This is a genomic window from Massilia agri, from assembly GCF_024753255.1.
GTDB lineage: Bacteria > Pseudomonadota > Gammaproteobacteria > Burkholderiales > Burkholderiaceae_D > Telluria > Telluria agri.
The window spans coordinates 34,227-58,757 of the sequence record NZ_JANUHA010000018.1; the positions used below are offsets into that span (position 1 = coordinate 34,227).

Annotated in this window: 22 protein-coding genes; 7 read left to right on the top strand and 15 right to left on the bottom strand. The window is 66.9% G+C overall.

The annotated features are described in order from the left end of the window. Positions 1–5: 5 nt before the first annotated feature. A complete protein-coding gene (locus NX780_RS20710; protein ID WP_258829775.1) occupies positions 6–755 on the bottom strand; it encodes a phosphatase PAP2 family protein in 750 nt (249 codons plus the stop codon). Between the two features lie 139 nt (positions 756–894). Here NX780_RS20710 and NX780_RS20715 point away from each other — a divergent pair, with 139 nt between their 5' ends. From NX780_RS20715 to NX780_RS20725, 3 genes are all read left to right on the top strand, one after another. After that, positions 895–1,107 carry a hypothetical protein gene (locus NX780_RS20715; RefSeq protein WP_258829776.1) on the top strand — a complete coding sequence of 71 codons (213 nt, stop codon included), beginning with the start codon at positions 895–897 and terminating at the stop codon, positions 1,105–1,107. Between the two features lie 101 nt (positions 1,108–1,208). Next, the gene (locus NX780_RS20720; RefSeq protein ID WP_258829777.1) at positions 1,209–2,222 is read left to right on the top strand and encodes a sulfate ABC transporter substrate-binding protein; all 1,014 of its coding nucleotides are present in this window, start codon (positions 1,209–1,211) and stop codon (positions 2,220–2,222) included. Positions 2,223–2,477: 255 nt separating this feature from the next. Next, positions 2,478–3,500, top strand: a complete 1,023-nt coding sequence (locus NX780_RS20725) for an SDR family oxidoreductase (RefSeq protein WP_258829778.1) — start codon at positions 2,478–2,480, stop codon at positions 3,498–3,500. On the opposite strand, the gene NX780_RS20730 is transcribed toward NX780_RS20725, so the two are convergent. The 4 genes from NX780_RS20730 to NX780_RS20745 form a co-directional block, all read right to left on the bottom strand. Beyond that, complete coding sequence (locus NX780_RS20730) at positions 3,459–3,896, bottom strand: hypothetical protein (RefSeq protein ID WP_258829779.1); 438 nt, start codon at positions 3,894–3,896, stop codon at positions 3,459–3,461. The two genes, NX780_RS20725 and NX780_RS20730, sit on opposite strands and share 42 nt — an antisense overlap. 86 nt (positions 3,897–3,982) lie before the next feature. Continuing rightward, positions 3,983–4,999: a porin gene (locus tag NX780_RS20735; protein WP_258829780.1), complete on the bottom strand. Its 1,017-nt coding sequence runs from the start codon at positions 4,997–4,999 to the stop codon at positions 3,983–3,985. A gap of 246 nt (positions 5,000–5,245) precedes the next feature. Next, positions 5,246–5,977 (bottom strand): transcriptional regulator, encoded by a 732-nt coding sequence (locus NX780_RS20740; RefSeq protein WP_258829781.1) that lies wholly within the window; start codon positions 5,975–5,977, stop codon positions 5,246–5,248. A gap of 58 nt (positions 5,978–6,035) precedes the next feature. Continuing rightward, a complete protein-coding gene (locus tag NX780_RS20745; RefSeq protein WP_258829782.1) occupies positions 6,036–7,730 on the bottom strand; it encodes a sensor domain-containing diguanylate cyclase in 1,695 nt (564 codons plus the stop codon). A 221-nt stretch (positions 7,731–7,951) separates the two neighbouring features. Between NX780_RS20745 and NX780_RS20750 the strand changes: the two genes are divergently transcribed. After that, positions 7,952–8,848, top strand: a complete 897-nt coding sequence (locus NX780_RS20750) for a LysR family transcriptional regulator (protein WP_258829783.1) — start codon at positions 7,952–7,954, stop codon at positions 8,846–8,848. A 51-nt stretch (positions 8,849–8,899) separates the two neighbouring features. Beyond that, the gene (locus tag NX780_RS20755; RefSeq protein ID WP_258829784.1) at positions 8,900–10,039 is read left to right on the top strand and encodes a serine hydrolase domain-containing protein; all 1,140 of its coding nucleotides are present in this window, start codon (positions 8,900–8,902) and stop codon (positions 10,037–10,039) included. Between the two features lies 1 nt (position 10,040). Here NX780_RS20755 and NX780_RS20760 read toward each other — a convergent pair whose 3' ends face one another. From NX780_RS20760 to NX780_RS20780, 5 genes are all read right to left on the bottom strand, one after another. Next, positions 10,041–10,688 (bottom strand): YitT family protein, encoded by a 648-nt coding sequence (locus NX780_RS20760; protein WP_258829785.1) that lies wholly within the window; start codon positions 10,686–10,688, stop codon positions 10,041–10,043. Between the two features lie 324 nt (positions 10,689–11,012). Continuing rightward, a complete protein-coding gene (locus NX780_RS20765) occupies positions 11,013–12,920 on the bottom strand; it encodes a TRAP transporter large permease (RefSeq protein ID WP_258829786.1) in 1,908 nt (635 codons plus the stop codon). After that, positions 12,917–13,498 (bottom strand): TRAP transporter small permease subunit, encoded by a 582-nt coding sequence (locus NX780_RS20770; RefSeq protein ID WP_258829787.1) that lies wholly within the window; start codon positions 13,496–13,498, stop codon positions 12,917–12,919. The genes NX780_RS20765 and NX780_RS20770 overlap by 4 nt, the downstream gene beginning before the upstream one ends. A 161-nt stretch (positions 13,499–13,659) precedes the next feature. Continuing rightward, positions 13,660–14,790 (bottom strand): TRAP transporter substrate-binding protein, encoded by a 1,131-nt coding sequence (locus NX780_RS20775; protein WP_258829788.1) that lies wholly within the window; start codon positions 14,788–14,790, stop codon positions 13,660–13,662. Positions 14,791–14,993: 203 nt separating this feature from the next. After that, complete coding sequence (locus tag NX780_RS20780) at positions 14,994–15,725, bottom strand: class I SAM-dependent methyltransferase (RefSeq protein WP_258829789.1); 732 nt, start codon at positions 15,723–15,725, stop codon at positions 14,994–14,996. A 136-nt stretch (positions 15,726–15,861) separates the two neighbouring features. Here NX780_RS20780 and NX780_RS20785 point away from each other — a divergent pair, with 136 nt between their 5' ends. Then, complete coding sequence (locus NX780_RS20785; RefSeq protein WP_258829790.1) at positions 15,862–18,399, top strand: chemotaxis protein CheW; 2,538 nt, start codon at positions 15,862–15,864, stop codon at positions 18,397–18,399. Here NX780_RS20785 and NX780_RS20790 read toward each other — a convergent pair. From NX780_RS20790 to NX780_RS20805, 4 genes are read right to left on the bottom strand one after another with little or no spacing between them, the layout of a single operon-like run. Then, positions 18,396–19,838, bottom strand: a complete 1,443-nt coding sequence (locus NX780_RS20790) for an HD domain-containing phosphohydrolase (protein WP_258829791.1) — start codon at positions 19,836–19,838, stop codon at positions 18,396–18,398. The two genes, NX780_RS20785 and NX780_RS20790, sit on opposite strands and share 4 nt — an antisense overlap. Positions 19,839–19,859: 21 nt before the next feature. Next, on the bottom strand, positions 19,860–21,473 hold the full coding sequence (locus NX780_RS20795; protein WP_258829792.1) for a GMC family oxidoreductase: 1,614 nt from the start codon (positions 21,471–21,473) through the stop codon (positions 19,860–19,862). A gap of 27 nt (positions 21,474–21,500) precedes the next feature. After that, complete coding sequence (locus tag NX780_RS20800; RefSeq protein WP_258829793.1) at positions 21,501–22,280, bottom strand: SDR family oxidoreductase; 780 nt, start codon at positions 22,278–22,280, stop codon at positions 21,501–21,503. After that, complete coding sequence (locus tag NX780_RS20805) at positions 22,277–22,603, bottom strand: nuclear transport factor 2 family protein (protein ID WP_258829794.1); 327 nt, start codon at positions 22,601–22,603, stop codon at positions 22,277–22,279. Before NX780_RS20805 ends, NX780_RS20800 begins: the two co-directional genes overlap by 4 nt. 105 nt (positions 22,604–22,708) lie before the next feature. Here NX780_RS20805 and NX780_RS20810 point away from each other — a divergent pair, with 105 nt between their 5' ends. Continuing rightward, positions 22,709–23,629, top strand: coding sequence for a LysR family transcriptional regulator (locus tag NX780_RS20810; RefSeq protein ID WP_258829795.1), 921 nt, complete (start codon positions 22,709–22,711; stop codon positions 23,627–23,629). A gap of 6 nt (positions 23,630–23,635) precedes the next feature. Here NX780_RS20810 and NX780_RS20815 read toward each other — a convergent pair whose 3' ends face one another. After that, positions 23,636–24,418: an alpha/beta fold hydrolase gene (locus NX780_RS20815; protein ID WP_258829796.1), complete on the bottom strand. Its 783-nt coding sequence runs from the start codon at positions 24,416–24,418 to the stop codon at positions 23,636–23,638. Positions 24,419–24,531: the final 113 nt, after the last annotated feature.

The following is a 24,531-nucleotide window of genomic DNA, read 5'->3' on the forward strand; positions in this document are numbered from 1 at the left end:
CGGTGTCAGATGTCCTGCGGCTCCGGGGTCTTGCCTCGACGTACCGCGCGGGCGCGGTTGCGGCGGTTCAGGGTGGCGGCGCCGGTGATGCAGATCGCCAGCCAGGCGCAGCCCTCGACGAGGCCTGCCAGCACATCAGTTAAGTAATGGACTCCAAGATACATCCTCGAGAAGGCGACCGTCGCCACCATGGCCGCCGCCAGCACGAAGGGCAGCAACCTGCCCCACCATGAACGCGCATGGCGGGCGACATAGCAGGCGATGAAGCCGTACAGCACGGTCGCGCCCATCGCGTGGCCACTGGGGAAGCTGTAGGTCGTCAGTTCCAGGATGGGCTCGGCGAAATGCGGGCGTGCGCGCTCGAAGGTGTGCTTGAGCACCACGTTCAGGACCTGGCCACCGGGCACGCTGCTCGCCAGCGCGATCAGGGAATAACGGTGGCCGCGCCGGTACAGGAAGATGCCGAACAGCGCCGCCAGAACCAGGATGCCCGGCGTGCTGTGCATGTGCGTGATGCCCAGCAGGAAGCTGCGCAGGGGCCCATTGGCATGCGCATGCGGGTGCAGCCAGTTCGCCACCTCGACATCGAGCCGGGTGATCGGCGCGCCGGCCACGACGGCGCCGGCCAGGTGGGCGAAGACGGCGGTGGCGATGACCAGCATGGCCAGGCCGGCGGTCAGGTGGAGGCCGTATTCCCCGCTTGGGGAGAAACGGGCGGCGGCGAAACGGTGGAGTCGGGGCAGGATCTGGTTCATGCGGGGCTATCTGGGGCTTGTTGGTGAAAAAACCACAGAAATAAAAATTTACTGTACATCCACACAGTCACTGTAGATTTATACAGTAGTTGTGTTATTCTTTACTCACTCCAACGATTTTAATAAAAGGAAACACACCATGACCACTCTGAACAGCTCCTTCGGCCTGGAATATGCACCTGTCCCTTTTATGGTGCGTCTCGGCCGCCGCGAAATCCTGATCACCCGTGATTTCCGCAAGCGCTTCTACGCCGTCAACCCGATCATCGAGTGCGATACCGGCGTCGAGCCCGGCCATGTCGAGATCCTGCTGCTGCGCCGCTGGCTGCTGATCCTGTCCAAGGCACACTGAGAATCAAAAAAAATCGCATATTGTTAGGCGAATTCATTCCTTCCTTCAGCGGGAGCTGAGCCGTAATCTACAGGCTCCGAACTCCCTCTGAAAGAAGAACGATGCTTCGCAAAACCTTCGTGCAATCGCTGGCGGCGCTGACGCTGCTGGCAAGCCTGGCCCCGTCGGCAGCCCTGGCGGCGGACGTCACCCTGCTCAACGTGTCCTACGATCCGACCCGCGAGCTCTACCAGGACATCGACGCCGCCTTCGCCCGCAGCTGGAAGGCCAGGACCGGCGACACCGTCACCGTGAAGCAATCGCACGGCGGCTCGGGCAAGCAGGCCAGGGCCGTCATCGACGGCCTGGCGGCCGACGTCGTGACGCTGGCGCTCGCCTACGACATCGATGCTATCAGCGAAAAAGGATTGATCGCGCAAGGTTGGCAGAACCGCCTGCAGTACCGCAGCGCGCCCTACACCTCGACCATCGTGTTCCTGGTGCGCAAGGGCAATCCGAAGAAGATCCGCGACTGGGGCGACCTGGTGAAGCCGGGCGTGTCCGTCATCACCCCGAACCCGAAGACCTCGGGTGGCGCGCGCTGGAACCACCTGGCCGCCTACGGCTACGCCCTGCGCCAGCCGGGCGCTTCCCCTGCCACGGCCAGGGATTTCCTGGGCAAGCTCTACAAGAACGTGCCGGTGCTCGACTCGGGCGCCCGCGGCGCCACCACCACCTTCGTCGAACGCGGCATCGGCGACGTGCTGCTGGCCTGGGAAAACGAAGCCCTGCTCGCCCTGCGCGAACTGGGCCCGGACAAGTTCGAGATCGTCGCGCCCTCGATCAGCATCCTGGCCGAACCGCCGGTGGCCGTGGTCGACAAGAACGTCGACAAGAAAGGCACCCGCAAGGTGGCGCAAGCCTACCTCGAGTTCCTGTACACCGACGAGGCGCAGGACATCATCGCCAAGAACTACTACCGTCCGGCGGTGGAACGCTTCTCGAAGAAGTACGCCACGCAGTTCCCGAACATCAAGCTGTTCCAGATTGCCGAGCTGGGCGGCTGGACGCAGGCGCAGAAGGCGCACTTCGCGGATGGCGGGCTGTTCGACCAGATCTACCAGCCGGGCAGGTAAACATCTCCACCTGCTTCGGTCTCGCAGGGGCGCCGCATTGCCGGCGCCTTTTTTACGCGCACTTGGGCCAGGCTTCGCCGGGTCGACGGAACATGCCGCGCGTCCGGCGGCGATGCATTCGCATTCCGACAAGCAAGCTGGCATCCCCTTTTCTCCAGCCGGGCTAGCATAGTGATTGTTCATCAATCCAGGCCTGCCCGCGCGGCTGGACGCCGCAGGCAGTCCTCTTCACCCACCATAGAAAAGGATCACGTCATGGCAATCAGACTCCGGAAACTCCACGACCAGGTCATGGTCATCACCGGCGCCACCAGCGGCATCGGTTTGACCACCGCCCGCATGGCGGCCGCGCGCGGCGCCCGCCTCGTCCTCGCGGCCCGCAGCAAGGAAGCATTGGGCGAGCTGGCCGACGAGATGCGCAGCCGGGGCGTCATGGTCGAGACCGTCGCCGCCGACGTCGGCGACATCGCCGACGTCGAACGCATCGGCCAGAAAGCCATCGACCGCTTCGGCCGCATCGATACCTGGGTCAACAATGCCGGGATCTCGATCTTCGGCCGCCTGGAAGAAATCGCGCCGGAAGACCACCACCGCCTGTTCCAGACCAACTTCTGGGGCACGGTCAACGGTTCGCTGGAAGCGGTGCGCCGCATGAAGCACCGGGGCGGCGGCGCCATCATCAATGTCGGCAGCGAAGTGTCGGAGCGCTCGATCCCGATGCAGGGCATGTACGCGTCCTCGAAGCATGCGGTGAAGGGCTTCACCGACGCATTGCGCATGGAACTGGAAAAGGAAAACGCCCCGCTGCAGGTGACGCTGGTGCGTCCGGCCGCGATCGACACGATGTTCGCGGTGCACGCGAAGAACTACATGGACAAGGAACCGGCGCTGCCGCCGCCGATCTACGCGCCGGAAGTCGTGGCCGACGCCATCCTCTACTGCGCGGAACACCCGAAGCGCGACATCTACGCCGGCGGCGCTTCGAAGATGATCTCGGCCGGCTCCAAGCTGATGCCGGCCATGTTCGACCGCTACATGAACGCCACCATGTTCAAGCAGCAGCAATCGCAGCGCCCGACCATGCCGGGCCGCCGCGACGCCCTCTACAAGCCCGATCCGGCGACCGAGCTGCGACAGCGCCAGGGCATGCCGCAGAACGTGCATGAGCGCAGCCTGTACACCAAGACCAGCCTGCGCTCCTCGCCCACGACCACCCTGCTGGTGGCCGGCGGCGCCTTACTGGCCGCCTTCTCGCTCTCGCGGCGGCTGGCTCGTTAAAAAGTCGGTGTCCTCCTCGGTGAGCGGCGTATCGGGGATGGACACCACCTGGTCGGTGTCGATGTCGGCGCCGTCTTTCGAGACGGTGTCGCGGCCGGCCGCGGCGCGTTCGCCGGTGCCGCCCATGTCGCTGTCGCCCGAGAAGTTGGCGTCGCCCACGTCCGGGCCGGCGGTGCCGTCGGCGTGGCTGGCCTCGAGGTCCGATGTGGTGCCGCGGTCGAAATCGAGGGTCTGCTCGGGGTCGAGCGCGTCGGAGAAGCCGGGGCCGCCCACCACGTCGCTGCCGCTGTCGGAAATATCGCTCGGGCCCAGGGCATCGATGCCGTGGCCCTTGCCCAGGCTGCGGTCCGGGCGTTCCGGGAAGTTGTCCGGATCGAGTGTGCTTGTGCCTGTCATGTTGCCTCCAAAACGTTGTTAGCCATGGGATCAGGCTACCGTTTTTTGCAACATCGCGTCGCCGCGCAGGGCGCCGCGTCCAGGCGTCAGAAAGCGCGCCGCATCCCCACGTTGATCGCGCCGCCACTGCCGCGCTTGCCGACGTCGAGCACGCCGCCGGTGTGCTGGATGTGCGAGTAGGCGGCGTAGAAGTCCATCCTGCGCGACACCGCATAGGTGGCGCCGACCGCGATCTGGCGCGCGTCCTGGTTGGACGGGTCGCGGTCGTTCTTGCGAATGAAGGAAGCCAGCAGCGTGGTAGCGTGGTTCAGCGGTACGGCAACACCGGCCAGCACGTCGCGGCTGTCGGTCGAGAGCGTGCTCTTGAGCCCGGCGGCCCCGTAGGGATTGTCCGGGTTGAACAGCGGCGAGCTGACCCAGCCGCGATTGGCGCTGTAGGCCGCGTAGGCCGTGCCCCAGCCCATGCGGTAGTTGGCGGCCACGATCGAATTCTTCGCGGCCATGGTGATGTCGACCTGGTTGATGCGGGTGACCTTGGCCACGTTGCGGTTCTGGTGGGCGGCGCGGATGGTGAAGGGACCGAGCTTGAAGCCGGCCGTCATGCCCCAGGCGCGGCCCGAGGGCGAGCCGTCGATATCGCCCCTGCCCCAGGACGAGCCGGCCGTGAAGCCCTTGTAGCGGCCCTGGTAGCTGATGCTGTCGTCGCCGCGCAGCCTGTCCTCGGCGCCGCTGCCGCTGCCGGCCAGGCCGCCGCGGAAGGGGTCGCCCACCTCGTTCAGGGTGGTGAAGTCGAGGTTGTACTGGCGGCCGACCGTGAGCGCCTGCGCGGTCGATTCGGCGCTGCGGCGCGCGTCCGCCTCCCGGGCGGTTTCCAGCGTAAAAATCGCCGGCGCATCACCCGGCTGCCTGGCCGCCTGCCCGGCCGCGAGCTGGGCGGCCGCTTCCTTCACGCTGCCGGCGACAGGCGACACGGTGCAGCCATTGGCACACCCGGCTTCCCTGGCGACCCCGGCATCGGCGCCCGCAGCAGGCGCACCGTTCTGTGCCGAGGCGCACGCCGCGCTCGCTCCGAGCACGGCACATGCGACGATGGACATCTTCATGGCGTCATTCCCTCTTTGATGCCAAGTGTTCCGTATCGCAGCGGCCTGATCTGTCTAATACCTCACATAAAACAGCAGCTCATGCCAAAAAAATCAGCATCGCCTGCGGCCGCGCAGAACTTTCGCACTCATGTCTGGTTCTACACCGCAGAATGAGCGGGCGCAAGTGCCTTGGACAAAATGCGGCATGTGCATATGGGGAAGCGTCGACGCCGCGCGACTCGTCGGTGCGCGCGGATGGGAAACTCAGCGGCGCAGGGCCGCGAACGCGGCCGGCTCCCACTCGCGCAGGGCGAGCAGCAGGCCGGTGCCGCGGCGCTGCGGCAGGGGCGCGGCCAGGCTTTCCTCGTGCAGCTGGGCGAAACGGGCGCGCAGCTGGCGCAGTTCGGCCTGCAGCTTGGCGCAGGCGCTCTCGGTCAGCATGCCGTGCACGAAGTCGAGCGATTCGCCCTGGGTGCGGAAACCGCTGTCGATGAATTCCGGCATGCCCTGCTCGCGGAAGTAGCGCCGGATCGGCCCATCCTGCAGCCAGTCGAAGTCGCGCGCCACGTTCAGGCGGATGCGGTTGCCAGGCAGCAGGGTGATGAGCTCGAGCCGGTCCAGGCGCAGCAGCAGCTGCAGGCATTCCGCTTCCGTCAGGCGGTAAACCTGCAGCATCTGCTCGATGGTCCAGTGGTTCAGCGCGCACACCGCCACCAGCAGCAGGCGCATGTCGGACACCAGCTCGCGCTCCTGGGCGGCCTTCAGGGTATGGATCTGCTGGGGGCGCTGCCCCGCTTCCTGGGCCAGCTCGGCCAGGGTCAGGCCCAGCAGGCCGCAGATGTCAACCAGGCGCTCGAGGGTGAACTGCCTTGTAGCGAACAGGCGCTTGACGCTCGGTTCGGACAGGTCGAGCGCGACGCCGACGTCGCGGTAGGTCTTGCCCTGGCGTTTCAGTTCGCGCTTGAGGGTGGTGATGAGTTGGGTGATCTCGGACATGCGGCGATGGTAGCAGCCGGTTTATCCACCAAGCAAGCTTAGTGGGCGTACCTGGGCATCACACGGCGGCCGCCAGCGCCACCCCGTTCTTGCCGGTGCGCTTGACGGCATACATCGCATGGTCGGCGCGCGCCAGCCAGGCGTCGAGGTCCGGCTCGTCGTTCGGTCGATGCAGGGCCACGCCGATGCTGGCGCCCACGCTCACGGTGGCGCTGCGCAGGACAAACGGTTCCTTCAGGAGCGCCAGCAGCTTCCTCGCCGTGTCCTCGGCATGCACGGCGTCGGCCAGCATCTCGAGCACCACCACGAATTCGTCACCGGCCAGGCGCGCCACCATATCGGTCTTGCGCACGCCCTGCAGCAGGCGCGCGCCGAACTGGCGCAGCAGCTCGTCGCCTTCCTCGTGGCCATGGTTGTCGTTGACCGCCTTGAAGCCGTCCATGTCGAGGAACAGCAAGGCGCAGGGACGGCCCACACGGCGCGCCCGGCCCATCGCCTCGGGCAGGGTCTCGAGCAGGGCGCGGCGGTTCGGCAGGCCGGTCAGCGCGTCGCGCAGCAGCAGGTCCTGCAGCTCGGCGGTGCGCTCGGCCACGGCCGCTTCCAGGCTTTCGTTCATGGCCAGCAGGGCCTTGCGGTGCGCGGTTTCGCTGCGCACCAGGTCGCGCAGGGTATTCGACAGCATCTCGGCCTCGAGGAAGCCGTCCACGTGCGGGATCGGCGGCGGCGCGCGGCCGGCGTCGGTGGCCGCGGTGATCTGCTCGATCGCGCGGCGCAGCGCCGCCATCGGGCGCGTCAGTCGGCGCGCCAGCAGCGCCGCGGCGCCGATCAGGAACAGGGTGAGCAGCGCGCTCCAGGCCAGCATGCGGCGCTGCAGGTCGACCGCACCCTCCATCGCGCGGTCCTCGGTCTGGCGCACCAGCACGCTCCAGCGCAGCGAGGTGCTGTCCAGCATGTCGCCGGTCTGGCTGTAGCCGGTGAGATAGGCGCGCCCGTCCGGCCAGACCTCGCGCATGGAGCCGGTCATGCCCTTCTGCGCCAGGCGCAGGCTGGCGGTGTCGATCTTCTTCTCCAACAGGCCGTCCGGCCCCAGCATCACGGTGCCGTCGTCGCGCACCACCAGGATCTCGGCGCCGTATTCGCGCAGCGCCGGCGTAAGGAGCCTGCGTGCGTGGTTGCGCGCCCATTCCCAGCTCAGGTGCAGGCCCAGTACGCCGGCCGGCCTGCCCTGTTCGTCGAGGAGCGGGCCGGAGACGTCGACGAAGCGCCAGGGGTCGGGCTTGCGCGGCAGGATCTTCTCGAGCAGCACGGCGGGATGGTAGTCCGAGGCACGCACACCGCGCATGCCGGTCGTGAACCAGGGGCGCTTGCCGACGTTCGCCCCTTCCAGCATGCGGCCGGTCGAGGCGCTCACCACGCCATCCATGTCGGCGATGCCGATCCAGGCGTAGTCGGGGAAGGTGCGTTGCAGGCTTTCGAGCACCTTGCGCGCGCTGTCCGGATCGCGGGCGGAGCGCACCGCGGGCAGCTCGGTCAGCAGGCGGGCGTCGCCGGCGGCCTGTTCGATGACGCGGTTGAGCGAATCGCGCATCTGCCATGAGAGCTGCTGCAGGCGCAGCTGCGCTTCTTCCCGGGACTGGCGCACCGCGAAATGGTTCACCAGCGCCAGCTGCAAGGCGACCGTCAGCGCGACCGTCGCGCAGACTGCCAGCGTCATCAGGCTGGACAGCCGCAGTTTGGCGGAGAAGAGGCTCATGTTTCTAGTTCAACTGTTTAAAAAGCAATATCCACACATTGTAACGACTTTTGTGCCATGCAACAGATACAAATAAGCATCATTTGTTTCCAAAAGGATTATTTCTATCGTATTCACCACAGGACAGTTCCGGGTCACGCTTCAGCGTTGTTCAAAACTGAATAGATGAGTTAGTCTAGCGCTCATCATTCCTGATGGGCCAATAATCGATGAGCAGCCAGATGGACCGTTTCCAGGAGATGCGCATCTTCGTGCGCATCGTCGAACGCCGCAGCTTCACCCTCGCCGCCGAGGACCTGCAGCTGCCGCGCGCCACGGTGACCAATGCCATCAAGCGCCTGGAAACGCGGCTGGCCACTCGCCTGCTGGCGCGCACCACGCGCGTGGTCGCCCCCACCCTCGACGGCCAGGCCTATTACGAGCGCTGCGTGCGCTTGCTTGGCGAGCTGGCGGAGATGGAGGCGGTGTTCACCCGCACCGAGCCCACCGGCCTGCTGCGCGTGAACCTGCAGGCCACGCTGGCGCGCCACGTCGTCGCGCCCGCCCTGCCGGCCTTTCTTTCCCGCTATCCCGGCATCCAGCTGCAGATCGGCGAAGGCGACCGCCTGGTCGACCTGGTGCGCGAAGGGATCGATTGCGTGCTGCGCGTGGGGAAGCTGCAGGATTCCTCGATGGTCGCCCAGCAGGTCGCGCGCCTGCGCCAGGTCACCTGCGCCAGCCCCGACTACCTGGACCGTCACGGCCGCCCGCGCAGCCTCGATGACCTCGACAGACACCAGTCGGTGCACTACCTGACATCCAGCACCGGCCGCCCCTACCCGCTGGAATTCCTGGTCGACGGCGCGCTGCGCCAGATCACGCCCCCGGCCTCGGTGTCGGTGACCGGCGCCGACATGTACACGGCCAGCGCCATCGCCGGACTGGGACTGGCGCAGGTGCCGCGCTACCGGATCGAGCGCGAACTGGCATCCGGCGCCCTGGAAGCCGTCCTGCCGGAGCTGCCGCCGCCCGAGCTGCCGGTCTCGGTGCTGTATCCGCACAGCCGCCAGTTGTCGCCGCGGGTGCGCGTCTTCGTCGACTGGCTCAGGTCCATCTTTGGGGAGGCAGGCGATCTTTGAGCGGGCGGGCCGGTGTACCATGGCCGCACCAGCCCTCGCCAGGAGCCTTCGATGAGAGTGCCTTGCCTGCTGTTCGCCTGCCTGCTCTGCGCCTGCGCCGCCTCCCCGCCCGCCGCACGCATCGTCCCCGATGAAGAAGTACGCCGCCTGATGGCGGGCGCACAGGTCGAGGGCCTGGCGCTGGCCGTGATCGACGAGGGCCGGGTGAGCAGCGTGCGCACCTGGGGCTGGCGCAACGTCGAGAAGAAGCTGCCGCTGGAGCCGCACACCATCATGTACGGCGCCTCGCTCACCAAGCCGGCCTTCGCCTACATGCTGATGCAGCTGGTCGACGAGGGCAGGCTGGACCTCGACGCACCCTTGACCACCCTGCTGCCGCAGCCGCTGCCCGCCTACGATATGAAGCCCTACGATTTCTCCGACCTGGCCGGCGACGAACGCTGGCGCAGGCTGACCCCGCGCATCCTGCTCACGCATTCCTCGGGCTTCGCCAACTTCCGCTGGGTCGAGCCGGACAAGAAGCTGCGCTTCCACTTCGATCCGGGCGCGCGCTACGGCTACTCGGCCGAGGGCATGTACATCCTCCAGCTGATCGTCGAGCGCGGCCTGGGCCTGGAGACCGGGCAGGAGATGCAGCGCCGCGTCTTCCAGCGCTTCGGCATGCGCAACACCAGCATGCTGTGGCGGGCCGACTTCGCGCACAACCTCGCCGACGGCTACACGGTGGAGGGCAAGATGATCCCGCACGACGACCGCAGCCGGCCGAGCGCGGCCGGCTCGATGGACACGACCATCGAGGACCAGGCGCGGCTCTGGGCCGGCATCGTGCGTGGAGAAGGAGTGAGCGCGGCCTCGCGCGCCGCGATGGTGAAGCCACAGCTGGCCATTACGTCAAGCAGCCAGTTCCCGACCCTGGTGCCGGGCCGGGTCGCCTGGCCGCAGCAACTCGCCGCAGGCCTGGGCCTCGTGACCTTCAAGGACCGCAGCGGGCCGGCCTGGTTCAAGGGCGGGCACGACGACGGCACCGGGAATATGGTGATCTGCCTGGAGAATGGCCGGCGCTGCGTGGTAATGCTATCGAACGACGTGCGCGCCGAGCGCATCTACCCCGAGCTGGCGCGCCGCGTGCTGGGCGAGACGGACATGCCGTGGAAGTGGGAGTACGGGTGGTACAAGGCCTCCCCGCAATGAGTCAGTTGCCGAAGTAGCGCCCCGGCCGGTGCCAGGCCATGACCATGCTGCTCATGGCGATCGCGCTCAGCGAGGACCAGCCCACCAGGTCCGGCTGCACGATGGACAGCGCCACCAGCAGGATCACCGCGTCGATCGCCACCTGGGTGCGGCCGGCGTTGATGCCGTACTTCTTCTGCAGCCACAGGGTCACGATGCCGGTGCCGCCCACGCCCGCGCCGTGGCGGGCCAGGGCCAGGATGCCCATGCCGCAGAAGGTGCCGCCGCCCAGCGCCGCCACCATCGGGTGGACGTGGCCGATCACCAGGCCGCCCGGCATCAGTTTGAGGAGCAGCATGATGGCGACGCTGCCGATCAGGGACTTGACGGTGAAGCGCGCGCCCATGAACAGGTAGCCGAACAGGAAGAACGGCAGGTTGATGAGCATGAACAGCACGCCGACGGAGAGGTCCATGGTGTAGGACACCAGCAGCGAGATGCCGGCCACGCCGCCCGTGATCAGGCCCGCCGCCTGCAGCAGCAGCACACCCATCACGACGAACAGGATGCCCACGGCGATGCCGTAGACGTCATCGAACAGGCTATGCGGCTTGACGGTCACGACGTGATTCCCCTGGGCGGCCTGCGACGACAGGGCGCCCTGCATCATCGCACCACCTCGACGCACGCCGAACCGGACGAGCGCACGGGCTGCGCGCCATATCGGGAAGAAGTCGGGCCGAAGGGGGATGGATGCTTCATGGTCCTCACAATGCAAGAGACGAAGACGCCGCCGCGCATGCCTTGTGAGCATGGCGGCGGCGACAACAAAATCCGGGAATAGTCGGTGTACTACTGCGTACAGGGCCGTATTATTACCCATGTTGCAGCGCAATGAAACTTCGTGTTCCGCATGACAGCCATTCGGGAAACGAATAACTGCCGCGGAACTCGAGAATCTTGCTAATAACGCAAACCAGCTTGGTGCCGGTTCTTATTTGTATAGCACTTCCGGCAGCCACATCCCGATCGCCGGGAAGGTGTAGAGCAGGATGATCCCGAGCACCTGCAGCCCCATGAAGGGCAGCATGCCGAGGAAGATCTGGTTCAGGGTGACGTGCGGCGGCGACACGCCCTTGAGATAGAAGGCCGACATCGCCACCGGCGGCGACAGGAAGGCCGTCTGCAGGTTCATCGCCACCAGCAGGCCGAAGAACAGCGGGTCGATATGAAAGTGCGGCAGCAGCGGCACGAAGATGGGCATGAAGATCACGATGATCTCGGTCCACTCGAGCGGCCAGCCGAGCAGGAAAATGATCACCTGGGCGAGGATCATGAATTGCACCGGCGTCAGGTTCATCCCCAGCACCCAGGCATTGATGATCTCCTGCCCGCCCAGCAGCGCAAAGGCGGCCGAGAAGATGCTCGAGCCGACGAAGAGCCAGCACACCATGGCCGTGGTCTTGGTCGTCAGGTGGGCCGACTCGCGCAGCAGCCTCACATTGAACCTCCGATAGGCGATCGCCAGGATTAGGCCCCCGAAGGCCCCCATCGCCGCAGCCTCGGTGGGTGTCGCCAGCCCGAACACGATGCTGCCCAGGACTGCCAGGATCATCAGCGCCAGCGGGAACAGGGAGCCCAGCAGCATCTTGAAGATCTCCAGGCGCGCGAAGTTGAAGTAAAGGTAGAAGGCCGCGAGCAGGACGACGCCCGCCGCGAGCACGATCCAGTAGGTCCGCGAGGCGGACCTGGCCACCGGCTCCGCGCTTGGCGCCGGGTCCACGCCTGCCGTCGCCTGCTGCGCCACCGGCGGCGCGCCGGCAGTGGCGCCCTCGCCTTCCACCGGCGGCTCTTCCAGGCCACCCTCGACCGGCGGCTCCTCGAGCCCACCGGAGACACTGCTGGCGAAGGGGTCGAGCTCTTGCTCCGCGCCCATTTCGACCAGCTCCGTCTGCGGCGCCAGCGGTGCGGTGACGATGCGGTAGCTCAGGCCCATGATGGCCGCAAAGGCCAGCGCCGGCAGCAGCGCGACGAAGAGCTGCGAGCGCGCCGTGCGGTGGTGCTCGGGCACGCGCAGCGCGTCGACCAGGCCACCGAGGGCCGTCCTCCGATGGGCGTTCGGAATCGCCTGGGTATAGGCCGGCAACGTGACGATCCGTTCTTCGGCCGGCAGCGGGGGCGCCAGCTTGGGCCGCAGCTTGGCGAGCAGGATCACGTAGCCGACATAGAGCGTGGCCAGCATGATCCCCGGGAAGAAGGCCCCCGCGTACAGCTGGACCACCGAGACCCCGGCCGTCGCGCCATACACGATCAGGAGCACCGAGGGCGGAATCAGGATGCCCAGGCAGCCGCCCGCCGTGATGCAGCCGCTTGATAACTGGGTGCTGTAGCCGGCCTTGAGCATGGCCGGCAGCGCCAGCAGGCCCATGAGCGTGACCACGGCCCCGACGATGCCGGTGGCGGTGGCGAAGATCGCGCAGGTGACGATGGTGGCCACGGCCAGCGAACCGGGCACGTTGGCCATGGCCAGGTGCAGGCTCTTGAACAGGCGCTCGATCAGGTTGGCCCGCTCGACCAGGTAGCCCATGAAGATGAACAGCGGGATCGAGATCAGGACGTCGTTCGCCATCACCGAATAGGCCCGCTGCACCATCAGGTCGAGCGTGCGCTGCAGCGCCAGGTCCGGCTCGGTGCTGTGGAAGGCGAACCAGGCGAACAGCACCCCCATGCCCATCAGGGTGAAGGCCGTGGGAAAGCCGAGCATGATGGCGACCACCACCAGGGCCAGCATCAGGAGGCCGAGGTGGCCGTTCGTCATGTCGGCGGGCGCCGGCATCAGGATGAAGACGCCGATCACGATCGCCAGCAGGATCGAGAGGCCGAACCAGATTTCCTTCCTCATCGCGCGCCCTCCTCGCCACTCACCTGCGCCTTGAGCTGGTCGACATCGACCTCCTCGACGTCGGCCTCGCGCGGCGGCCAGGCGCCCTCCTTCAGGCAGGCGATGCAGCGCACGATCTCCACCAGGCCCTGCAGCAGGAGCAGCGCGCCGGACAAGGGAATGACCATCTTGAAGGGATACAGCGGCGGGCCGTTGGCGGTGAGCGTGGAGTGCTCGCGGATGGCGAAGGATTCGGCGGCGTAGGTATAGCCGGCCCACACCAGGGCGACCACGCCCGGGATGAAGAACACGAAGTACAGGATCAGGTCCAGGCCGGCTTGCAGGCGCGGCGGGAAGAAGCTGTACAGCACGTCGCCGCGCACGTGGCCGTTCTTGGCCAGGGTGTAGGCGCCCGCCATCATGAAGGCCGCGCCGTACATCATGATCATCAGGTCGAAGGCCCAGGGATTGGGCGTGTTCAGGACGTAGCGCGCAAACACTTCCCAGCTGATGAGGAAGGTCAGCGCCACGATCAGCCAGGAAAAGGCCTGGCCGACCCAGCTGCTGAGCCGGTCGACGAAAAACAGAATGTTCTGCATGAGCTGCTCCGGACGCGATGGGAATGCCGTAGGGTGGACCGGGCCACGAGAGGCGGCTACGCCGTCCGCGCGTTCGACTCCCGGTCGAGCAGCCCCAGCGCACGCCGGAGTTGAACGCGCGGTCGGCAAAGCGTGATCTGGTCCACTGGACCAGATCACCCCTACGCCTTGGTTGGCGCCTTGCGACCGAAGTAGTGGTTGTAGGCCATGCGGCGCGGATTGTTGGTGTCCATGTCCCACTTCACCGCCCGCTCCGCGAAGGCCCGCATCGAGGCCTCGACCTTGCGGAACAGCGGATTGTCCGCGCCCTTCTTCTTGACCACCTCGTCCCACACCGCCAGCTGCGCCTGCAGCAGCGCGTCCGGGGTCTTGTAGAACTTCACGCCGTTCTTCGACTGCAGCTCGCGGTAGTCCTTCGAATAGCGGTCGACCGCCTTCCAGGACATGTCCGAAGACGCCGCCTCCACCGCGTTCTCGATGATCGCCTTCATCCTGGCCGGCAGCGCGTTGTACTTGGTCTTGTTGAAAGTGATCTCGAACTGCTCCGAGCTCTGGTGGAAGCTTTGCAGCATGCAGATCTTGGACACGTCCGGGAAGCCGAGCACCCGGTCCGAGCTGGCATTGTTGAACTCCGCCCCGTCGAGCAGGCCGCGGTCCATGGCCGGCACGATCTCGCCGGCCGGCAGCGCGTTCACGGCCGCGCCCATGGCGGTGAACATGTCGATGGCGAGACCATTGGTGCGGAACTTCAGGCCCTTCAGGTCTTCGCGTTTGGTGATGGCCTTCTTGAACCAGCCGAGCGGCTGGGTCGGCATCGGACCGGTGAGGAAGGAAACCACGTTGGCGCCGATCCCGTTGTACAGCTCGGCCAGCAGCTCCTTGCCGCCGCCGTACTTGTGCCAGGCGAGCACCATATTGGCATCCATGCCGTAGGCCGGGCCCGAGGTCCACAGCGCGATCGCGGCCTGCTTGCCGTAGTTGTAGCCCATCACGCCATGGCCGCCGTCGAGGGTGCCCTTGGAGACCGCGTCCAGCAGGCCGAATGCGGGAACGACGGCGCCGGCCGGCAGCACCTCGATTTTCAGCTCGCCGCCGGTCATGTCGTTGACCTTCTTGGCGAAGTCGAGCGCGTACTCGTGGAAGATGTCCTTGCTGGGCCAGGTGCTCTGGAAGCGCATCTGCTTCGGCGTCTGCGCGCTTGCAATCATCGGGGCCGCCAGCGCGGTGCCTGCGGCGGCTCCCAGGAAGGTCCTGCGGGTGGATTGCTTCGACTCTTTGCTACCCTTCTTCATCGTCTGTCTCCTGTCTCGTTTTATGTGAACCACGGATGAGATGCTTGGGTGAATCGGTACGCGCGACGGTTATTGGTGCAGATACCTCCTGGATAGAATGGATGCCGGAATATCGATCTTGTACGTACGGCAGGATCGGCCTGTTTTATTGCCGTGTCAAGAAGCAACTCTGCGTAAGCGCCCCGAACAGTCCTGCGGGCAGCCTATTTTTGCAGGACCACGATCCCCGACTGGTGTTTCGAGAACAGCACCATGGCCATGCCCAGCAAGGTGCGCATGCCCGGGATCCGCAGCAGCCGGCCGAGCATGCCGTGCGACTTGCGGCGGTACAGCGAGATGTAGAGATACGAAGCACGCGGCACGACGTTGAAGTTGCGGAAGCCCACCTTCTTCGCGCCGCGGATGATCTTCGCCGGATGCATGTCGCGCTCGGTCACGCCGAATTCGGCGATGACGTCGGCCGAGCGGCGCTCGTGTCCCCAGCCAGGCTCCGAGGTGATGACAATTCCGCCCGGCTTGAGCGCGCGATACGCGCTGGCCAGCGCGCTCACTTCGTCGACCGCATGGTGCAGGCAGTCGAAGAACACGACGATGTCGAATTCTTCCCTGAACGCGAGCGACTCGTAGTCTCCCACGACGAAGTCGAGGTTGGCGATCCCCTGCGCCTCCTTCATCCTCCGGCCCGCTTCGATGGCTTCCGGCACCAGATCCGTACCGACCACTTCGTAGCCGCGCTTGGCGAACAACACGCTGGTCCACCCCGTGCCGCAGCCCATGTCGAGCAGGCGGCCACCCTCCGGCATCATCCCCATCATGGCCCCGAGCTCCATCAGGTAGAGGCCGCATTGCGCGTCGGACCAGGGTTTATGCGTCGCGTGCTGCATGCCCTCGGCCCCAATGTTCTTGAAGTAGTCGTATTCGCCTTGTGTCGCCATGGTGGTTCGGTCGGATCGAAAACGCGCAGTCTAACAGGGCGGCCATTACGTGAACATGAAGAATACCGGCAGGCCGGATCTTTATTGTTCTGGCATAGGTTTTGCTTACAAGAAAGAATTGTTCTGCCAAGCGACCATGAATCAAGAAACCAACAATCCTCTCGTGCAATCCTTCCTGCCCTACATGCCGGATGTGATGCAGCGCCAGGTGGCGCTGCATGAACTGCACCAGACCTGGCGCCTGATCGAGGCGTCCGCAAAAATGAACTGTCCCGTGGAGGCGCGCCTGCTGCTGCCGGCCGTGCTGGCCACCCGCACCGATCTGGTGCAGCTCGAGCGCGACCTGGTCGCCAATCTGGTCATCGAAAAGGTGCGCCAGGTGCAAAGTGAAGCCGCGACGCGCGCGCAGTATGCGCTCGACCTCCTGGTGCGCAACCTGTTCGAGCGCACCGCCGATGTCGGCTTCCTCGCGGCCGACCTCGACCTGTGCCGCTTCGTGTCAGGCCAGTCCACGGACGACGATGCCGCGCGGCGACGCCTGGCCGCCTACCGCGACAAGTACACGGTCTACGACGACATCCTGCTCCTCAAGCCTGACGGCTCGGTGCTCGCGCAGGCAGACGCTTCCGGTCGGATCGGGCACAGCAGCGACCCGCTGATCGCCGCGACGCTGGGCGCCCGGGGCCATGTCGAAACCTTCCGCGCCAGCGACCTGCGTCCCGGCCAGGCACGCGCGCTGCTCTACTCACAGGCCATGCGCGAGCCTGGCGGCGCCGTGATCGGCGTACTGGTCCTGAGCTTTCGCTTCGAACATGAGCTGGGCGCGATCTTCAGCGCATACAGCGACCGCGAGGGACGCGCCAACATGCTGCTGCTCGATGCCGACAACCGTGTCGTCAGCAGCGCCGATCCGCTGTGGATCGCGCCCGGCATGCAGGTGCCGGTCAATCTCGATGACGGGACGGCACCGCGCATGTTCGCGGGCCGCGAGTACCTGGTGCGCACCTTCGCCTCGAACGGCTACCAGGGCTATCCGGGCCCGCCCGGCTGGAAGACGCAGGTGATGGCGCCGCTCGACCTGGCCTTCCGCGGCGCGCGCCAGGAGGCGGCCTCCCAGGTGGCGCCGGGAATGCTGCAAGGGCTGCTGTCGCATGCCCACACCTTCAACCCGGCGCTGCACGCCCTGATGTCCTCCGTGCTCGGCGCGACCCAGGCCATCAGGCGCATCGTCTGGAACGGCAAGGTCGGCAGCGTGAAACCGGCCCATGGCGAAACGCGCGACTACAGCCGCCTGAACCCCGTGCTGGACCAGATCACCGAAACAGGAGAGCGCAGCGACGCGGCCTTCTCGCAATCGATCCAGGGCCTGTACCAGACGGTATTGGCCTCCAGCCTGCAGGCGGCCGCGTTTACCGCCCAGCTGCTGGTCGACATGCTGGACCGCAGTCTCTACGAGCGCGCCAACGACTGCCGCTGGTGGGCCCTGGCCGGCCAGCTGCGGCAGGCCCTTGCCGGTGGCGACGAACAGGAAAGGACGAATGGCATCGGCGCCCTGCTCCACCATATCAACGGCCTGTACACGGTCTACGCCCGCCTCTTCGTCTACGACCGCAGCGGCCGCATCGTCGCGGCGACCGGCTCGCAGGATGTCGTCGGCAGCCAGGTGCCGGGCGAGACCCTGCGCGCCGTGGCGGGCCTGCGCAGCGAGATGGACCATTACGTCGAACCCTTCGGTCCTTCTCCCCTGTACGACGGCCGGCCGACTTTCGTCTACCACGCCGCGATCCGCCATCCCGAGCGCGACGCGGCCGTCGTGGGCGGCATCGGCATCGTGTTCGACAGCGCCGTCGAGCTGCGCAATATGCTGGAAAGCGGCGTCGCCGGGCGCGCGAACATGCACGCCTTCCTGGTCAGCCCGGACGGGCGGGTGCTGTGCGGGACCGATCCTGCCCATCCACCGGGGAGCGTGCTGCCGCTCGATCGCGAACTGCTCACAGCGGCTTCGCAGCAAGGCCACGACGCGCGCATCGTGGCGCATGGCGGCCAGTACTGCGTCGCTGCCTGCGCCCGCGCGCAAGGCTACCGCGAGTTCCGCGCAGTTACCGGGCGCGAGCAGCCGGTGCTGTCGGTGCTGCTGCAGTCCTTCGGGCCGCTGCGTTCGGCGCAGGAACTCGCGGCGATGGGCGGACAAGCGCGCGTAACCCCGGAGCATGAACATGGCCGCGACTTCGCGCTGTTCCAGGTGGACGGCGTCCTGATGGCGCTCGATGCCGGCGCGGTCATCGAGGCCGTGCCCTTCGCCCGCGTAAAACGCACCCCCGCCTCCGATAGCGCCCGCATCGGCATGCTCGATGTCGCCGTCGACAGGGAGCGGCGCCATGTCGTGTGGGTGTTCGACCTGGCGCGCTGGACATCAGGCCATCCCCGGGCGCTGCCCGGCGACGGCCAGGTCATCCTGGTACACCATGGCGCGACGACGGTCGGCCTGCTGGTGAACGACGTGCATTCGGTGCAGCGCTTCGCCCCGGAAGCGGCGAGTCCGATCGGCATGGCGGGAGACGAAACGGGGATTACCGTCGGCCTGATCAAGGCAAATGGCGGCGAGCTCCTGATCCAGGAAATCAGCGTGGAAAAAATCCTGGCGCAGGTTTGCGCTGCGATGGTCCCGGCCTAGATCAGGCCGAGCGTCAGGCCCTTGAGCGTCGCAGCGGTGCGGGTCGAACATTCGAGCTTGCGGAAGATGCTTTCGACATGGGTGCGCACGGTCGACGGGCTGATCTGCAGCTCGCGCGCGACTTCCTTGTTGCTTTCGCCGAGGCTGAGCCGGCGCAGCACCGAGGTCTCGCGCTCGGAGAGCAGGCGCTTGCGCTGTGCCGCCGGCTCCGCCACGTCCAGCCCCTTGCCATCGGCGGCCGTGACGACGGCGTTCACGGCGCTGCCGCAGAAACGCCCCGCCGCCACGCCTGCCGCGAGCAGCCGCCCCGCCTCCCCGGCATCGCAGGCGGCGCGCCAGGGGCGCGGCATGCACAAGGCCGCATACGCGCTTGCTGCGGCCAGGATCCGCTGCGGCAGCGTCAGCGTATCGCCTTCAAGATCGCGGTGGTAGCCGCTGCCGTCCAGGCGCTCATACACGTGGGATGCCAGCGTGGCCTCGGCGCGCAGCGAGGGAATCTGCACGCCGGCGCGCGCCGTCCAGTAAGGCACCAGGCGCACCTTTTCCCAGTCCGCCGTCGTCAGCTTGCCGCTGCGCTGCCAGACGGCGTTCGGCACGGCGGCACGGCCGATGCCGTGCATCAGGGCGGCGCGGCCCAGGCACTGCTGCTGGCTCGGACTCAGGCCCGCCAGCGCGGCGGCGCGCTCGGCGAGGTCCGCCACCCTGCGCGAGTAGCCGAGCAACCAGGGCAGCTTCAGTTCGATCATGTCGGCCACGATGGTGAGCGACACGCGTTCGCCCAGGACCGGCAGAGCCGTCGGACAGGGAGGCGCCTCGACCGCCTCCAGCCACTGGGCGGCATGCGTCGCCTGCAGCCGGACCAGGTCCCCCGGATATTTCCGGTCCGCGCGTGCGGCGATCATCCGCAGGGCCTCTTCCAGCCCGTGCGCCCGGGTCAGGATCTCCAGGTCGCTCGCCAGGTTGACGTAGTAGACCAGGCGCGGGATGTCCGCATCCGTCAGGCGTTCGGGGATGCCGCCACCATCGAAGTGTTCCCACACGCGCCGCAGGCCGACCTCGACTTCCACCGGCAAGCCCATGGCTTCGGCGATCGCGCCCGACACCTCGCAGTGGATGCGGGCCAGCGGCGCGACGCTGGTGAAGCTCATCTTCGTGCCGGGCGGCAGGGTCTGCGTGAGCATCGCATCGCGGCCCGCGACGTCGTCGCCCAGCAGGTCGGTGAAGCCGCTCGCGTTGGCGGTGCAGCCCGACCAGCGCAGCAGCGTCACCAGCCGCACGTGGGCGCAGGTCCCGGCTGCGGCGCCGTCCTGCAGGGCCAGGCGCTCGGCCAGGGCGGCCGAGCGGATCGACTGGTCGGTGGGCTGGCCCATGCTCAGGTCGCCCACCATGGCGAGCACCTGGACGGCTTCTTCTACGGTGACGGTGTGGTCGGTGTGCATCCCCGAACTGTAGCGTATTCTCTAGACGCCATGTGCGGACTTGATGAGCTCCGCCGCCCTTTCGCCGATGACGACGCAGGGCGCCATGGTATTGCCCGTCGTGATGCGGGACATGATCGAAGCATCCGCGATGCGCAGGCCCTTGACGCCATAGACCCGCAGCTTCGCGTCCACCACGGACATCGCGTCGCGCCCCATCTTGGCCGTGCACGACTGGTGCCAGTAGGTGACGGCGCCGTCGCGGATGTACGCTTCCATCTCTTCGCGATTCAGCTTGCCGGGCATGCTCTCGCCCTTCACCAGTCGCCCGAAGGCGCCGGCGTTGCCCAGCGCGCGGCAAAGATCGATATTGGCCAGTGCAGCGCGCATGTCGTCCGGATCGGACAGGGTGTTGGCCCGGATGATCATGGCGTCGTTCACCTCGGGACCCGACAGGAGCAACTCGCCACGGCTCTTCGGGTGTGCGAGTCCCGCGAACATGGTCCAGCCGTGCTCGGGCACGCCGCGCGCCGCGTTCTCCGCGCTCGGCACCGGGAACTCGACCTGGCAATGCAGCATGTCGGGGGCGTCGAGGCCCGGGTCGCTCTTCCAGTACAAGGTCGCCTCCGAACCGCCGTTGCCAACCTGCTGCGGTTCGGCGTATTCCCAGATGCAGCCGAAGGAGACGTGGTCCTGGTGGTTCTGGCCGACGCCCGGCAGGTGCTGGCGCACGGAGATGCCGTGGCGCTGCAGCTCCTTCTCCGGTCCGATCCCGGACTGCATCAGGACCTTCGGCGTGTTCACGGCGCCCAGGGACAGGATCACTTCTTTCGCAGCATTGAACTGCCGCTTGCGGCCGCCGACAATGACCTCGACGCCGGTCACGGTGCTCTCCTCGAAGACCAGCTTCGAGACCAGGGCATCGGTGAGCACCGTCAGGTTCTCCTGCGCCATCCGCGGGTAGGTGTAGGAGCGGAAGACCGACAGGCGCTTGCCGTCGCGGATGCGCAGGTCGTTGATCGCGGCGCCGCCATCGCCTTCCATCATCGCGCCGTTCGGACTGTCAAAGGTCGGGATGCCTAGCGAGCGCGCGGCTTCCAGCATGAGGGTGGCTGTCGGCTGCGGATCGCGGGCCGGCGCCACATAGACGGGGCCGCCCTTCCCGCGCCGCTCCGGATCCGCCGGGCCGTGCCAGTCTTCGATGCGGCGGTAGATCTGCAGTACGGATTCGTAGTTCCAGGCCTCGTCGCCCGCCTCCGCTGCGAAATGGTTCCAGTCGCTGCGGTGGCCGCGCGCCCAGACCATCACGTTGATGCTCGAGCCGCCGCCCAGCACCTTGCCCATGTTCATGGGGATGGACCGGCCGTTCAGGTGGGCGTTCGGCTCCGCCATGAAGCCCCAGTCGCGTTCCGTGCCCAGGTTGAGCGGCCACTGCGCCGGTTCGATGACGCTCGCGGCTTCGTCGCTGCCGCCCGCTTCGAGCAGCAGGACGTGTACCTCGGGGTTCTCGGCCAGCCGGGCCGCGACGACGGAGCCCGAGGAGCCGGCGCCGCAGACGATGAAGTCGTAGTGGCTGCGCAGGCTGGCGTGCCGTGCGGCCTGGTTGCGGCGGACCGCGTCCGCGAGATCGTGTTCGGAATGGTAAGGGTTGTTCATGGTCGGATACCTGCAAGTGAAGACTGCCTAGACAGTCGGGATGGTGCCGCCGTCGATCACGTACTCGGCCCCATGGACCGAGGCCGCCAGCGGCGACAGGAGAAAAGCGACCAGCTCGGCGACCTCTTCCGGCCTGCCAGGGCGGCCGATCGGAATGCCGCCCAGCGAAGCCATTACCTGCTGCCTGGCCTCGTCGGCGCTGCCGCCGCCGTGCTGCGCCAGGCGCTCGATGAAGGCCTGCGCCGCGGTGGTTTCGATGAAGCCGGGCGCCACGCTGTTCACGCGGATGCCCTGGGGGCCGAATTCGTTGGCCAGCGATTTGCTGTAGTTGCTGATCGCCGCCTTGGCCGCGGCATAGGCGACGGTCGATTCGAACAGCGGCAGACGCCGCTGGATCGAGGTGATGTGGACGATGGCGCCGCTACCGCGTTCCAGCATCGCGGGCAGGAAGGCGCGGTCCAGGCGCACGGCGGACATCAGGTTGGCCTGCAGCGCCGCGTCCCACAGCGCGTCGGTCAGCGCCAGCGCGCCGCCGCCCGGCGCCGACGAGCCGCCCACGTTATTCACCAGGAAGTCGAGGTGGCCGAATTCGCGCCGCACCACGTCGGTGACATGGGCCGCGCCCGCGCTCGTCGCCACGTCCGCTTCGATGTAGCGCACCCCGGGCAGCGGGGCTTCCGGCGCGTGGCGGGCGGTCGCGATCACGACTGCGCCGTCCCGTGCCAGCCGGCGCACGGTGGCCTCGCCCATGCCCTTGGTGCCGCCGGTGACGAGGGCGTGCTTGCCCTGGAAGGAATAGGCGCTCATGCCGTCACCTCCAGCGACTGGATGCCACCGCCCTGCAGCAGGAAGTGGAAGTCGAGCGCGATCGGGCTGCCCGGGAAGGTGCCGCGCACGGTGGCGCGGACGACGTGCGCGTCGCCCGCCTGGACCATGCCGGTCGGTTCCATCGTGGACTGGTAGCGGGCGACATAGTCGCTGGCCCAGGCGGCGATCTCTTCACGGCCGCTGCGCAGGTGGCCTTCGTCGAAGACCTTGGCATCTGGGTTGAAAGCGGCCGCGATACGCTGCGGATCCATGGCGTTGTTGGCGTCGACGAAGTTGGCGATCGCTTGAGGCAGTGTGTTCATGTCAGTCTCCAAAAAAGGTGTGAAGCCAGTGTAGGTTCTGGCATCATTGCGAAAAAGCACCATAATGGACATGCGCAATGAACCAACAGTTCACAATCAGATAAGATGAGCTCGCTCGACCTCATCCGCCTGTTCCTTGCCGTTGCCGAGGAGCGCAGCTTCACCCTGGCCGCCCGGCGCCTGAACATCACGCCGACGGCGGTCAGCAAGGGCGTACGCGCGCTGGAAAAGCAGCACCGCGTCGCTCTTTTTGTGCGCACCACCCGCAGCGTCGCGCTGACCGAAGCGGGAGCGAGCCTGCAAGCCGCCATCAAGCCCGCGGTCGGCCAGATCGACGACGCTTTCAGCGAGCTGTCGCGCCACCAGAGCCGCCCCTCGGGCCACCTGCGCATCACCGCCCCGCGCACCTTCGGCTTCCTCGTGGCGCGTCACCTGGTGCCGCGCATGCGCGCCGCTTACCCCGACGTCAAGGTCGACCTGTCGCTCGACGACGGCCTGGCCGACCTGGTGACGGAGGGCCTGGACGCCGGCATCCGGCTGGGACAGGCGATCGCGCAGGACATGGTGGCCATCCGTCTCAGCCAGCCCCTGTCATGGTCGCTGGTCGCGTCGTCCGCTTATCTCGCCAAGGCGGACAGCCTCGAACGCCCGCAAGACCTGCTGCGGCACCAGGCGCTGCGCTACCGCTTCACCACCGCGAGCCGCCTGCCGCCATGGCGCCTGACCGGGCCGGACGGTGAACTGCTGCTCGACATCGATGCCCACCTCACCGCCAACGACACACAGATGCTCGCCGAATGGGCGCGCCAGGGACTGGGGATCGCCTATCTGCCGGACCTGGAGGTCAAGGAGGACGTGGACGCCGGACGGCTGGTGCGGGTACTGACCCGATTCGTGCCCGAGACCTCTGGCCTGTTCCTCTACTTCCCGATGCGCACCCAGCACCAGCCGAAGATGCGCGCGCTGATCGAGCAGGTTTCCCTGCTCGCCGGCGAGGGCGCCTTCGACATCCGCTGCGAGGGCTAGCCAGGCTTACCTGGTCGCGGCAACCGCGTCGAGGATGACCTTGGCGACATCGGCGGGGCGCGACTGCTGCGGCACGTGGCTGGCCTGCAGTTCGGTGGTCCTGGCGTTGATCTTCTTCGCCATCGCACGCAGCAGGCCAGGATCGATCATGCGGTCGCGTGCGCTGACGATGAACCAGGAAGGCTTGGTGGTCCAGGCGGCGCTCGTCACCTTGTCGGCGAAGGCCTTGGCCTGGATCGGACCCTGGGTCGCGGTCATGACGGCAGCCTGCGCGGCCGGCACATCCTGGGCGAAGTCTTCGCGCATCGCGGCTTCCGGCAGGCTCAGGAAGCCTTCCGCATCGGCGACGAAGCGCTTGCTGCCCGGAGCTGCGGGGTAGCCCTCGCCTGTTTCAGCGGTCGACTTGCCGGCGTCCGGCGCGAAGGCGGCGACGTAGACCAGGCTGGCGACCTTGTCGTGCTGGCCGGCGTCGGTGATCACGGTGCCGCCCCAGGAGTGGCCGACCAGCACGACCTTGCCCGGCTGGGCCGCGATGGCGCGGCGGGTGGCGGCGACGTCGTCGGCCAGGGAAGTGAGCGGGTTCTGGACGGCGGTGACCTTCACACCCTTGGCCTGCAGGATCGGGATGACCTTGGACCAGTCGGAGCCGTCGGCGAAGGCGCCGTGGACGATAACGACGGAGGGCTTGGCGTTGGGGTCGGCAGTTGCGGCGCTTGCGGCCTGGGTGCAGATGGCGGCGAAGGCGGCGGCAGCGGCGATCAGGCGGAGCGAAGTCTGGATGGTGGTCATGGCGTTCTCCTCGGGTGTGGTGGGTTAGTGAAGCCAGTGTAGGGAGAACGTTGTCTGGACGGTATCGGTCGAATAACCGATAGAAGGTCGCGCACGATTGCCAACCGGACAGC

What these genes read in the sequence shown, in the direction of transcription:
- NX780_RS20800 (WP_258829793.1), bottom strand. Translation starts at nt 22,280, where the DNA reads ATGAGCGCCTATTCCTTCCAGGGCAAGCACGCCCTCGTCACCGGCGGC.
- NX780_RS20720 (WP_258829777.1), top strand. Translation starts at nt 1,209, where the DNA reads ATGCTTCGCAAAACCTTCGTGCAATCGCTGGCGGCGCTGACGCTGCTG.
- NX780_RS20770 (WP_258829787.1), bottom strand. Translation starts at nt 13,498, where the DNA reads ATGCAGAACATTCTGTTTTTCGTCGACCGGCTCAGCAGCTGGGTCGGC.
- NX780_RS20765 (WP_258829786.1), bottom strand. Translation starts at nt 12,920, where the DNA reads ATGAGGAAGGAAATCTGGTTCGGCCTCTCGATCCTGCTGGCGATCGTG.
- NX780_RS20725 (WP_258829778.1), top strand. Translation starts at nt 2,478, where the DNA reads ATGGCAATCAGACTCCGGAAACTCCACGACCAGGTCATGGTCATCACC.
- NX780_RS20715 (WP_258829776.1), top strand. Translation starts at nt 895, where the DNA reads ATGACCACTCTGAACAGCTCCTTCGGCCTGGAATATGCACCTGTCCCT.
- NX780_RS20775 (WP_258829788.1), bottom strand. Translation starts at nt 14,790, where the DNA reads ATGAAGAAGGGTAGCAAAGAGTCGAAGCAATCCACCCGCAGGACCTTC.
- NX780_RS20805 (WP_258829794.1), bottom strand. Translation starts at nt 22,603, where the DNA reads ATGAACACACTGCCTCAAGCGATCGCCAACTTCGTCGACGCCAACAAC.
- NX780_RS20790 (WP_258829791.1), bottom strand. Translation starts at nt 19,838, where the DNA reads ATGCACACCGACCACACCGTCACCGTAGAAGAAGCCGTCCAGGTGCTC.
- NX780_RS20810 (WP_258829795.1), top strand. Translation starts at nt 22,709, where the DNA reads ATGAGCTCGCTCGACCTCATCCGCCTGTTCCTTGCCGTTGCCGAGGAG.
- NX780_RS20795 (WP_258829792.1), bottom strand. Translation starts at nt 21,473, where the DNA reads ATGAACAACCCTTACCATTCCGAACACGATCTCGCGGACGCGGTCCGC.
- NX780_RS20740 (WP_258829781.1), bottom strand. Translation starts at nt 5,977, where the DNA reads ATGTCCGAGATCACCCAACTCATCACCACCCTCAAGCGCGAACTGAAA.
- NX780_RS20730 (WP_258829779.1), bottom strand. Translation starts at nt 3,896, where the DNA reads ATGACAGGCACAAGCACACTCGATCCGGACAACTTCCCGGAACGCCCG.
- NX780_RS20755 (WP_258829784.1), top strand. Translation starts at nt 8,900, where the DNA reads ATGAGAGTGCCTTGCCTGCTGTTCGCCTGCCTGCTCTGCGCCTGCGCC.
- NX780_RS20735 (WP_258829780.1), bottom strand. Translation starts at nt 4,999, where the DNA reads ATGAAGATGTCCATCGTCGCATGTGCCGTGCTCGGAGCGAGCGCGGCG.
- NX780_RS20780 (WP_258829789.1), bottom strand. Translation starts at nt 15,725, where the DNA reads ATGGCGACACAAGGCGAATACGACTACTTCAAGAACATTGGGGCCGAG.
- NX780_RS20815 (WP_258829796.1), bottom strand. Translation starts at nt 24,418, where the DNA reads ATGACCACCATCCAGACTTCGCTCCGCCTGATCGCCGCTGCCGCCGCC.
- NX780_RS20745 (WP_258829782.1), bottom strand. Translation starts at nt 7,730, where the DNA reads ATGAGCCTCTTCTCCGCCAAACTGCGGCTGTCCAGCCTGATGACGCTG.
- NX780_RS20760 (WP_258829785.1), bottom strand. Translation starts at nt 10,688, where the DNA reads ATGATGCAGGGCGCCCTGTCGTCGCAGGCCGCCCAGGGGAATCACGTC.
- NX780_RS20785 (WP_258829790.1), top strand. Translation starts at nt 15,862, where the DNA reads ATGAATCAAGAAACCAACAATCCTCTCGTGCAATCCTTCCTGCCCTAC.
- NX780_RS20710 (WP_258829775.1), bottom strand. Translation starts at nt 755, where the DNA reads ATGAACCAGATCCTGCCCCGACTCCACCGTTTCGCCGCCGCCCGTTTC.
- NX780_RS20750 (WP_258829783.1), top strand. Translation starts at nt 7,952, where the DNA reads ATGGACCGTTTCCAGGAGATGCGCATCTTCGTGCGCATCGTCGAACGC.